9 protein-coding genes are annotated in these 11,157 nt (G+C 64.3%); 5 read left to right on the plus strand and 4 right to left on the minus strand.

What is annotated here, in order from left to right; translation table 11 throughout:
* Positions 1 to 234: 234 nt before the first annotated feature.
* The gene (locus VGH98_17655; protein ID HEY2377803.1) at positions 235 to 2,478 is read right to left on the minus strand and encodes a VIT domain-containing protein; all 2,244 of its coding nucleotides are present in this window, start codon (positions 2,476 to 2,478) and stop codon (positions 235 to 237) included.
* A 128-nt stretch (positions 2,479 to 2,606) separates the two neighbouring features.
* Between VGH98_17655 and VGH98_17660 the strand changes: the two genes are divergently transcribed.
* Positions 2,607 to 3,362, plus strand: coding sequence for a hypothetical protein (locus tag VGH98_17660; protein ID HEY2377804.1), 756 nt, complete (start codon positions 2,607 to 2,609; stop codon positions 3,360 to 3,362).
* Positions 3,363 to 3,594: 232 nt separating this feature from the next.
* Here the strand turns inward: VGH98_17660 and VGH98_17665 are convergent, their stop codons facing one another.
* Together VGH98_17665 and VGH98_17670 are read right to left on the minus strand one after the other, a co-directional pair.
* Positions 3,595 to 4,755, minus strand: coding sequence for an HD domain-containing phosphohydrolase (locus tag VGH98_17665; protein HEY2377805.1), 1,161 nt, complete (start codon positions 4,753 to 4,755; stop codon positions 3,595 to 3,597).
* Positions 4,756 to 4,924: 169 nt separating this feature from the next.
* A complete protein-coding gene (locus VGH98_17670; protein HEY2377806.1) occupies positions 4,925 to 7,036 on the minus strand; it encodes a hypothetical protein in 2,112 nt (703 codons plus the stop codon).
* A 287-nt stretch (positions 7,037 to 7,323) separates the two neighbouring features.
* Between VGH98_17670 and VGH98_17675 the strand changes: the two genes are divergently transcribed.
* From VGH98_17675 to VGH98_17685, 3 genes are all read left to right on the plus strand, one after another.
* A complete protein-coding gene (locus VGH98_17675) occupies positions 7,324 to 7,593 on the plus strand; it encodes a hypothetical protein (protein HEY2377807.1) in 270 nt (89 codons plus the stop codon).
* Between the two features lie 296 nt (positions 7,594 to 7,889).
* On the plus strand, positions 7,890 to 8,513 hold the full coding sequence (locus tag VGH98_17680; protein HEY2377808.1) for a hypothetical protein: 624 nt from the start codon (positions 7,890 to 7,892) through the stop codon (positions 8,511 to 8,513).
* Between the two features lie 572 nt (positions 8,514 to 9,085).
* Positions 9,086 to 10,192 (plus strand): S8 family peptidase, encoded by a 1,107-nt coding sequence (locus VGH98_17685; protein ID HEY2377809.1) that lies wholly within the window; start codon positions 9,086 to 9,088, stop codon positions 10,190 to 10,192.
* Positions 10,193 to 10,295: 103 nt separating this feature from the next.
* Here the strand turns inward: VGH98_17685 and VGH98_17690 are convergent, their stop codons facing one another.
* Complete coding sequence (locus VGH98_17690; protein ID HEY2377810.1) at positions 10,296 to 10,595, minus strand: hypothetical protein; 300 nt, start codon at positions 10,593 to 10,595, stop codon at positions 10,296 to 10,298.
* Between the two features lie 131 nt (positions 10,596 to 10,726).
* Between VGH98_17690 and VGH98_17695 the strand changes: the two genes are divergently transcribed.
* A partial coding sequence (locus VGH98_17695) for a hypothetical protein (protein HEY2377811.1) occupies positions 10,727 to 11,157 on the plus strand: 431 nt, incomplete at its 3' end.

Raw genomic sequence — 11,157 nt, forward strand, 5'->3', positions numbered from 1 at the left:
TGTCGAGCGAAGCGACGACGGATGTACTGTGTGTACGTAGAAGCCGAGCTTCAGATACGAGATTGCTCGCGGCTCGAGCTCAATCTCGCACCTCGTTGCTGCCTTCTCGCTGCTCGGAGCTGGGCTCGCCGATGGTGGGTGAGATGCCTGAGTGTCACATCGAAAGGGCCGGATCTCACCACTCACTTCTCGAGCCTCAAGCTCGCTTTCCCGGAATTCTGTGATGACATTGCGTTACCAACCCTTCACGAACGCACCTACATCCGTTGCGCTCAACTGTTCTGACCCACTCTCACTGACGATCACCGTCACCGCCCGTCCCTGCGCCGTCACCCGGTCGCCGACCGCGAAGATCGCGCGCAGCTCGGGTACGGCGTCGATCAGATCAAAGTACGCCTTTGAGAACGCTTTGATCCGAACCGTCTTCGCCGACGCGCCAGTCGGAGCGGGGCGAAGATCCGTCCACGTGCCATCCTTCAGTATGAACGTGTGCGAGCCCGCGCGCTTCGTGGCTCTGGCAAGCGCTCCGCCCGCGACAGTCCTGGTCGAATCGAAGTATGCCAGGGACGTCGCCGCGCGTTGTGCCGACGCCGCCTTCGCCTGCTCGAACGCCTGATCGCGCATCGGAGCCGCTGCCGGCGACATTCCCACCGGTAAACCGCGTCGCTGCAGCCCACCTCCGTTCGCGACCATGTTCGGCTCCGTCACGAGATACGACGTGAACTCCGTCGGGATTCCAAAACGCTCACCCAATCCCCGAATCTCGTCGTCGATCTCGCTCGACGCGCCATTCTTGCGCTTCTCGGCCGCGAGCCAGCCGATGCGCTGCGTCGCCCAGAGTCGCGCGACGAATGGATTGTCGCGTTCGCGGTCCGGGAAGTCCACCGTCGACGTCCAACGCACGGTCTGGCCGCGATGTTTCCCCTCGAAGATGACGCGCGCGCTGCCGTGCCCTGCATAACGAGCGAGCAGCACGAGGTCCTGGCCGGCGAACAGGTCCACCGGCTGCTCCGGCAGGATCTTCGAGAGCCTGACGTCGCCATCGGTGTGCACGCGAACATCCGTGAGCACGGGATCGGTGATGCGACTGGCGACGAGGCTCACCGCGCGCTCGACCGATTCATCCGGACGAACGAACTGCGCCGTACCCTGTCCCTGAAGCGCGAGCTGCTCGAGTAGCGTGACGTTGACGTCAGCGCCGACTCCGAACGTGAATACCCGCGCCGCACCGCGATCATGACTGGCCGCGTCGGCAATGTGCGCGGGATCGCGCTCTCCAACCGTCGGCTCGCCGTCGGTGATGAACAACACCACCGGCATGCGCTCGCTTGCTTCGGGTCCGCGATTCGCGCCTAACGCTTCACGCAGCGCGCCCGAGATGTTCGTCGACCCCTGCGCCTCCAGAGCGTTCAGATATTGCTCGGCCGCGCGCAGATTCTCCGGCGTCGCGCCTACGAACTCGTCGCGGAAGGTGTGCACGTCCGACGAAAAGTCGATGAGCCGGAAACGATCCTCGGCGCGGAGCGTACCGAGCAGCTGCCGCCCGGCAGCGCGCGCCTGCTGCATCTTGACGCCGCTCATCGAGCCCGAGACGTCGAGCACGAGGGTGACGTCGCGTGGCGTGACGTCGCCGCGCGCCATCGTATTGGGCGGCGCCAACGAGATGAGCGCAAAGCCGTCCTCACCGCCGGGCGCATTCGCGAGCACACTGATCGCAGCCTCGTTGTGCGCCCGCACCGGAATCAGCAGCGTGAGCTCACTCGCGTCCCCGCGGACGTCGACGCGCCGCTCCGTGTCGTTGTCCGCCACGTCCACCGCGTGCGTCGGCGAGTACGCGGTTCCCAGATCGGGCGTGCGCGGATATATGAAAGTGAATGTCGTGTTACCGCGATCGGCAGGAGTCCATTCCCGCGTCGGTGCCGGCTGGTTCTTTGCACCGCGGAAGTAATCGACGCGCAGTGCGTCCCCCTCCCGCTCGGCCACCATCTGGAAGCGCACGACGACGCGCTTTTCCTCGCCGGGGTTGATCGGAAAGATGCGCGCTCGCAGCAGCCCGTAACCCATCCACTCGACGAGCGCCGGGTCGCGCTGGCGCCTCACGATGTCCTCGTAAATGCGCCGCGCGTCGGCGGCGTTCATCGTCTCACCGCTCACGAGCTCTCCATTGATGGAGAGCTTGAGGTCCTGGAACGCGGCGCCTTTGGGCAGCGGGAACATATAGTCCGCCTCGCCGACGCGCGCGCCATTGTTTACGAAACGCTCTTCAACCTCGTAGCGGACGACGCGCGACGCGCCGTTGCCAACGAGCTCCGCTCGCACGTCGCTGCGCACCCTCACGACTTGCGCATCGCACGCCTGTATCGGCAACGCCGGCTGCACCCGATCGATCGGCATGAAGCACGGGCGAGGTACCACCCATCCTTGCGCCGATGCCGTCAACGGTACCGCCGCCAGCGCAATGACAACGAATGTCCGCATGTTGATCCCCTGAAAAGGTTGCTCCTAGGAGACGGAGGAGACGCGCGAACTTGCACACGCGCGGGAAAACGGAGGGCGATCAGGCATAATGACCCGTCGAAGCAGGCTAAGTCCACTAGACTCAGGCAATGCGAGGCAAGGGAATCACCTACGATACCGGCTTTCTCAGCGCCGGTACGAGCACGCATGAACCATTCGATCCCGCGGTCGTCAGGCGCGAGCTGCGGATCATCCGCGACGAGCTGCACTGCAACGCCGTCCGAATCACCGGAGGCGACGTCCACCGATTGGAAGTCACCGCCGATGCGGCTGCCGATGCGGGGCTCGAAGTCTGGATCTCGCCGTTCACGAACGGCCTGACGATCGACGCGCTGCTCGAGCTCCTCGGCGAGTGCGCGGTGTTCGCGGAGCGGCTGCGGCGAGGAGGACGAGAGATCGTCCTTCTCACCGGATCCGAGGTCCGCGCTCGCATGAAGGATTTCTTGCGCCGCGCGGTGGACGTCGTCCGCGCACGATTCGCAGGAAGGGTGAGCTACGCGTCGCTGCCGCACGAGGGAGTGGACTGGACACTGTTCGACTTCATCGCGACCGACGCGGGATATCGAACCGGGCCGATGGCCGCGTACTTCCGCGACCAGATCCGCGCGTTCGTGGCGCACGGCCGATCGTTAGGGAAGCCGGTCGCGATCACCGAATTCGGATGCGCGTCGTTTCACGGCTCGGCCGACGCCGGCGGCAGCGAGCTGACGATGATCCTCGCGAGCCGCGGGATCGTCAAAGTGCTCGATGGCGAGAGTGGCATAGCCGTTAGGCGCTGGGAGCCGAAGGCCGCGTTCGACAGGCTGGCGGCGTACTACTCACAATCCGCTGGAGACGCGAGGTGAGTGAGCTTCAGACGCGAGCCTGCTCGTGGCTCAGCTCAATCTCCCCGCTGGTTGCTGCCTTCTCGCGGCTCGGAGCTGGGCTCGCCGTACCGGGTGAGATGCGAGCACGCCACTTCGAAAAGGCCGGATCTCACTGCTCACATCTCGCGTCTCGAGCTCGCTCACATCTCGCGTCTCGAGCTCGCTCACGTCTCGCGTCTCGAGCTCACGAGTTAAACGAAGCCTGATGACCCTACGCCGCGACTCGCTGCACTCTTCCCTCCAAATCCTTCATCATCGCGACGAACTTCCCCGCGACGCCAGGCTCGAACTCGCTACCCGCCCTCTCCGCGATGTACTCGAGCACCCTCGTCGCCTCCCACGCCGCCCGATAAGGCCGATTCGTTCGCAACGCGTCGTAGACATCACACACGTGCACCAAAACACTCGCCGGATGACACGCGCGCTGAAAATGACAGTGCGGGTATCCGCCTCCGTCGATCATGATGTGATGCTCGTAGGCCACTGCCGCCGCCAGGTCGAGATCGCGATCACTCGTTATGATCAACCGTGCGCCGTCAGACGGATGACGCTGCATCACCGCGCGCTCGTCATCCGTGAGCTTGCCGGGCTTGTTCAGGATCTCTGTCGGCACGCGCACCTTCCCGAGATCGTGCAGCAGTCCGGCGACGCCGAACGTCCGCACCTCGCGCGGACCCAGCCCCAGATACTCGGCCAGCGCCATCGTCAACACGGAGACGTTCAGCGAGTGCGTCGTCGTGTATTCGTCGAACTCACGAAGCTCGAGCAGCGGCACGAGCATGTGTCGCTCGCCGTGCATCGCCAGCGAGAGCGACCGCACGACGGCTTCCGCTTCGGCCAACGGCAACGTGCCGTGCTCACCGACTTCGCCATGCATCCACTGAACCGCGGCTGCTTCCTCGTCGAGCGAGAAGGCGATCGTCGCGACCGGCACTTTTGCTTCAACGACGTCGGTCAACTTCTTCGCTTCGCCGCGCACACCGATCGCGCCGAACTTGATTGCGCCAGGCCGCGTCTGTCGCGCCTCCGAGCTGTCGATCGCCGCGAGCGTTAGGCGCGCGAGCACCTGCTCGAGAAACTCTTCGTATTCCTCGCGCGTGACGTCGGGCTCGAACTCGAGCCGCTGCACGCCGGCGTCGCCGAGTCGCGTCGCCCATTCCCATTCTCGGAGATCGCGCAACGAGAGCTGGCCGTACACCGTCTCCTCACCGAGGAAGGAGAACTGCGGCTTCGGATCCTCGACCTGCAGCTCACGCAGCGCGGAATACGAGCGATCGATCGCACGCTCGCGCGCAGGATGCTTGCTCGTGTAGAGCGCCATCGTCGACAGCGCTTGAGCGAGTGAGGTGAGGAATTTGAAGGGGTCGGGCACGGTGATAGGGACTAGGGAACTCAGGGGTTAGGGGCTAGGGCTGGAGGGGCATCACAGCTTTTGCTTTTGTCCGGCTTTGTCCGGCTCCGTCTGGTCTTGTCCGTGTCAAGCAGTAGATACGTGCGCCGCCTGTGGCCAGCGCCACTCCGGGATGGCAAACCATAATGCGTTAAGCCGCACGCGGCGGTTGAACCGGCACCTGCCCTTTCACCACATTCCGCACTTCAGCGATCTTGCTCCGCGACGCCAAACCAAGAACCTCCCCCGCCTCAGGATCCTGCCTCCACGACATCCAGATCGCCGTCAGCGCCGCCAACGTCTCTGGCGACGTCGGCAAGAGTTTGCGACGACGCAGGAGCGCGGATCGTGTCGTCACGCGATCGATGAGCCAGCGCAAAGTGTCCGACGTTCGCATCGTCGCGACCGCGCGGATGCCTAACGCGCGCAGCGACGCGTCGAGCTCGCCGCGCTCCACGCGCCCGCGGATGAGCGACAATCCCTCGCGTGAGCAGCGCTCCAGCGCGTTCGTGAGCGCGAGATACACGATGCGCCCGTCTTCGTCACCGAGGCCGGCGAGCAGCGCCTCGTCCCGCTTGGGACCGCGGAGCAGGAGCCGCACCGCCTCGCGCCTGACGTGAGCGTCCTCGTGCCGCAGAAAGCGCCGCAGGTCCACCTCGAGTGGGAGCGGCATCTCCGGCGTCATCAATTTGCCGAGCAGCATGAGCAGCTCGCGCTGCGCAACGGCGCGGCCGCCGCCCTGGGATGCTTCGGCAAGGCGCTTCGCGACCGACGAAACCGCAGCTGCTCCTCCCTTGGCCACGATCTCGTAGAGCCGCTCGCGCGCCCTCGCCTCCGTCGCCCGCTCCGCCGCCTCGAGCAGGGCCGGCGCGCTCGCGACGCCCGTCAGCCTGACGAATCGCTCGACCACCGGAAATTCGATCCGGTCGGCGCCGAGCAGCCGCTTGAGCGTGCCCGTATCGGCGAGATGCTTCACGATCGCATCGGCCATCGCGCGATCCGGTGCGCCGTCGACCATCTCGAGGAGAGCTCCGACCCGTCCCTCCTGCGCCACACGGTCCACCGCGCGCCACATCGTGTGTCCAACCACTCCCAGCTCGAGCGCCATCTGGACGATGCGTTCCGGCTCGCAGCCGCCGCCGTCGATCGACGCGTTAGGCAACTGGGCGACGTTAGGCGCACCCGCGCGCGACACCTGTTCGAGCACCGCGCTGTACGCCTCGGGATTCGGATCGTCGATCGACCACTGTCCCACGAGCCGGCTCACGGCCTCGCGCAGGCTCCGGTCGGCGACGGCGCGCTGCGACTCGCCCGTCGTCTCCGCCTCCGCATGCTTCGCCATCTTCGACAACACGCGAATCATCGCGTGCGAGACGGTCTGCTTCTCCGCCGCGGCGGCGGCTTTCAGCAGATCGACGACCGCCTCGGCCGTCATCCCTTGTGTCGCGTCGAGCACGAACTTGCGACGCTGTAACGTGTCGCCGCCCATCTCGAGCAGCCGCGTGAGCGTCTCGGGTCGGAGCGCACCGAGCATGCGCGAGATGCGGTTCTGGAGCGCCGCCGCTTCCGTCGCCTGCCCGTCCGAGCCGCCGCCTGCCTTCAGCTCGTTCGCGATCTGCAGCATGTAGCCGACGATGACCTGATCGTACGCCTGCTCGCGGAGGTGCTCGTCGATCGCCCGCGCGACGACCGACGGCTCGAGTGGCGTCGAGTCGTCCGCGGCGCTAGTGGAATCGGCGGCAAGCGCCGCGCGTGCGAGTCCCACCCAGAGTTGGGCCGCGCGTCCCGCGCCCATCTGATTCTCGTTCTGCTTCAGGGAGTCGTCGTCGAGCAGCTCGAGCCGGTCGTACGTGAGCGCGTAAAGGCGGACGTGATCCCACTTTCCCGCCAGCTCGTCGGTCATGAGGCCGAGCGGTCGCTCCATCCGTCCCGCGTCCATCGCCAGCGTCGCGAGCGTCTCCGCGATCTCGCTCCGCTCCACGCCACGCGTGACCTTCACGGCGCCGAGGTGGTGCCGATGTAGCCTCTGGGCGAGCTCCTGAAGCAGCGGGTGATTCGGGTCGGTCGCGACTCCCTCGATCACGAGCTGCCGGCGCGCGACGCCGATGGAGAGTGACGGCCGATCGACGAGCAGTCCCCAGAGCTTCCTCGAGACGGCGTCCACCGCGCCCTCGAGCAGGGGATGTCCCGGGGGATAGATCGCGTGCTTGTGCATCGCGATCGAGAGCTCGACGAGAAAGTCCGCGAGCTCGCGCGAGAGCATCGCCGCGCTTGGGGCGCCCGCAGTCCCCCCGTCGGGCGACGACCCGGAGGGTGTGCTTGGTGATCCTGTGGGCGGATTCACTGGCGTGACGCGAAGATGACGGAGGGCGGTTTTTGGACCAAATGTTTGACGACCGATAACCCCCGCGCGTGACGGCGCCCACCCTCAGCCCTCGGCGCTCTGCCCTCCGCCGCCATGGCACTCCCATTGCCCCAATAGGTGCTCGGTTGTTGGTGGTTGGTGGATTCGGACTACCAACGACCAACCACCAACCACGAGCGACTCCCATGTCAGACGAGAAAGAGCAACAACCCGCGCACGTACCTAAAACGTCGCCGACTGGTGTCGGTTCGGAGGCGACGGAAGGCATCCACGGCGCCGACGGCGATCGCGCCGAGGCGCACAACACGGGACTGACGGGGAAAAAGACGGGACGAAGCAAGAAGGACGAAGATCGATCGGGTTCCGAGCCGATCGAGAGTCACGACGGCGAGTACCGGAGCAAGTACGGCGGCGGCTCGCGCGAGGAGGATGACTCGAATTCCGGGAAGGGTTGAGGGCAATGGGGCACGGGAAGCTTCCAACGATCGGCGAAACGTTCGACGCATTCACAAATTCAAAACATCACTGGGCGCGGAGCCGTCTCTGCACACGGAGTCCGTCAGCGGTTTCAGCGCCGTGTCAGCGGTTTCAGCGACCCCCAGGCCCGAAACTCCGTGAAGAACCTGGTTTCGCGTAGCATTGGAGCTGTTCGTTACACACCACTAACCTTCTTTAGTCTTTACTTATCGTGAACTCGAAAGGCTCTACGGCGCGTCGCTCTTCCCTCTCCCAGCGCGCCGCTCGATACGTTGTGCTGATCGCGCTCGCCACACTCGGCGCCCAGCGCGCAACGGCACAAATTCCCGGCAATCACTTCTGGGGCAGCCTCGGTGGCGGCTTCGGGCATTCGGGTCCCGCCAATTCCACCGGCCAGGATCAGTTCAGCGGACCCAGTGGCGACGCGGCCATTGGCGTCCAGATGACTGCACGCGGCGTCATCGCATTCGAGGTCGCCGGCTGGCACAAGGACACCCCGATCGGAAGCTCGCGATCCGTCTTCGCGTCGCTGACGTTCATCGGCTATCCCTTCGGCTCCGTTCTGGACAATTTGTACTTTCAGGGCGGTTTAGGAGTTGGTAATGGCTCGTTTCCAACAGCGCAGACGACGACCACGCCATCTCGGCTGAACATGACTCGGCCGGCGCTCCAGATTGCGCTGGGTTACGACATTCCAATCGCCTGTCCGATGTGGATCGCTCCCTTCTTCCAGAGCTACGGGACGTTCGGCGGCCGCCGCATTACGACGGCGCTCGGCCCGAGCGAACATGGATCCGCCAACGCGGTCCTCTTTCATGCCGGCATCGCGCTGCGCTTCTCGCACCCTGGACCAACGGGCAATTGTCGGAGTCGCGGAGCGAACATGCTGGCGCCGTAGCGCGCAGAGTCGGGCAGAGAGTTGAGGGCAGAGGGCAGAGGGCAGAGGGCAGAGAGTAGAGAGTAGAGAGCAGAGAGTAGAGCGTGCGGCGAACGAGCGACGGCTGTGGCCTGCGGGCCACGACACGTGATCACGCTCTGCGCGCAATACTCTCTGCCCGCAACCCTCTGCCCTCTGCCCAGCAACCCTCTGCCCTCAACCCTCTACCCTCTGCCCAAGTGCACTCTGACTGAAATCGCGTTCGCCGCGATTCACGACTGCTAAGCAGTCGAACACCAAAAGCATCGCTCGTACCAAATGACGTCGTTGACGACGCATTGTACGCGCGCTCTCTTATCCGCCGCGCGAATTTCTCGCGCGCGACGTGCTGCGCGCCCATGCACCACGTCGCTTGGCGAGCGCGACGCAGAATTCTCGTCTTCACGATTCCAGTGGCACGCCGTTTTCCTTAAGTGCAGTTGCAGAGCGGTTGATTTGAACTCGATGTTCTCTCGCGCGACGACTGCAGCGCTCGTTCGGCAGACAAAGAGCTTCGATTCACCATCAAGGTGCGACACTAATCCGGCTGTAACATGCGCTCCCGTTTCACGACACCGAACGTCCCTCGCCGCGTCGCCTTTGGCGCGGCTGCTGTGGCGATCTTCGGGTGCGCGCAGGCATCTCAGCCGGGCCTGTCGAGCACGAAGCCGACCGTAGCAACTGCCGGTTATTACAGCTTCGCCGCCAACAGCGCCCGACCACTTGTCGCTGCGCATACCGTCTCATTCGCGCTCGATCGCATCGATCAGCGCGACCTGCCGCTCGATCACACTTACCGCCACAACGGTACCGGTCGCGGCGTCACCGTCTACGTATTCGACGGCGGCGTCTCCATGGATCATCCCGAGCTCGTTGGTCGGGTCCGTCGTGGCTACTCGGCGTTTCCCGAAGATCCGGCCCTCTGCAACGCGCACGGCACCGCTGTCGCCGGCGCGATTGCGGGCAAAACGCTCGGCGTCGCGCCCGAAGCCGAGATCGTCGACGTGAAGATGGTGCAGTGCGAGAAGCTGCGCGGAACGATCAAGGGCATCGTCGACGGAGCGAAGTGGGCCATCGAAGACCACAAGCGGCATCCGGGCACGCCCGCCGTCGCGAACTGGTCGTTCATCGCCGATACCGCTGCGCGCATTCCGGCGCTCGACAGCTCCGTCGCCGCGCTCCGCGCCGCTGGCATTCCAGTGGTCGTGTCCGCAGGCAATCTCGAGATCAACGCGTGCCGCGTGTCGCCGGGGAATGCCGAAGGTACGATCGTAGTCGGCGCGTCGGCGCTCGTGCGTGACAGCGATCGCGGTGCAGGCGACCCGATCGATCGGCGCGCGCCAGGTACCGCATGGGGACCGTGCGTCGATGTCTACGCTCCAGGCGATTCCGTCCTTCTGCCCAGTCTCGACAAGGATCAGTCGCCAACTGTGCAACTCTGGAACGGTACGTCGATGTCGGCAGGCTACGTCTCCGGTGCGGCCGCGCTCTTCCTCGAGTCGAACCCAACGGCGACGCCCGACGATGTCGGTCAGTACCTTCGCCAGACGTCGACCAAGAACGTAGTGCGCGACGCGAAGAGCCCGTTCAGTCGGATGCTGTTCGTCGGTCCGCGTTCGGAAGTGAAGATTGCCGCGCGAGGCGATTCGAAGGGCCCGTAGAACGGGGCTAGATGGCTAGGTCCCAGGAGTTATGAGCTCCTGGGACCTTTGTTTTTTCTCGGTGGGGGGGACTCGTATTTTTCTTATCGTGTGTATGAACGGCTCACCGATAGTATTGCTCGATGCACTGCGTGATGGCCTCATCCCAAATGGCTTCTCGGTGTTCAATCTCGGTCACTGTGAGAAAGTGCTCCCGAAATGGTTGGAAACCGACTTCCAAAGCAACTTCCTTGAGCCTTATGATGATCCGCTCAATAGGCCATCCCATTGACTTGAGCTCATCAACGGCTACGCCGATGCGTTGATTGAGAAGTAGGGTGTCAGGCGCAGTCAGCGTGCTCGATTGACTCGCAATTGAGGTGAGACTAGCGCGCACGGCGGTACCGGCAGGTTGTGGGTACATGGCACCCGACTCTAGTCAAAGAATAGTCCCTTCCCTGCATAGTATACGACTTTTCGCTAAGGCGCGTTGGCGTCGAGCTCAGGATGACAACTGGGAGACTATTTTTCACACGTCTCCAGCCAAATCCTCTCATGGCCGTCTCCGATACCACCTCCGCGACCGATCTCGATCTCCTCTGCATCAACACCATCCGCACCCTCGCCATGGATGCGGTTCAGAAAGCGGAGTCCGGCCATCCCGGGACGCCGATGGCGCTTGCGCCGCTCGCGTACCGGCTCTTCATGAAGCACATGCGACACGATCCCGCCGATCCGAACTGGGTCAATCGCGATCGCTTTGTGCTTTCATGTGGACACGCGTCGATGCTTTTGTATTCGTCGCTGTACCTGACTGGCTACGACCTCGGCCTCGATGACCTCAAGCAGTTCCGGCAGTGGGGCAGTCGAACACCCGGCCATCCGGAATATGGACATACACCTGGCGTCGAGAGCACGACCGGGCCGCTCGGACAAGGCATCTCCAACGCCGTCGGTATGGCGCTCGCCGAGTCGCATCTTGCGAC

This window comes from Gemmatimonadaceae bacterium (assembly GCA_036496605.1).
Classification (GTDB): domain Bacteria; phylum Gemmatimonadota; class Gemmatimonadetes; order Gemmatimonadales; family Gemmatimonadaceae; genus AG2.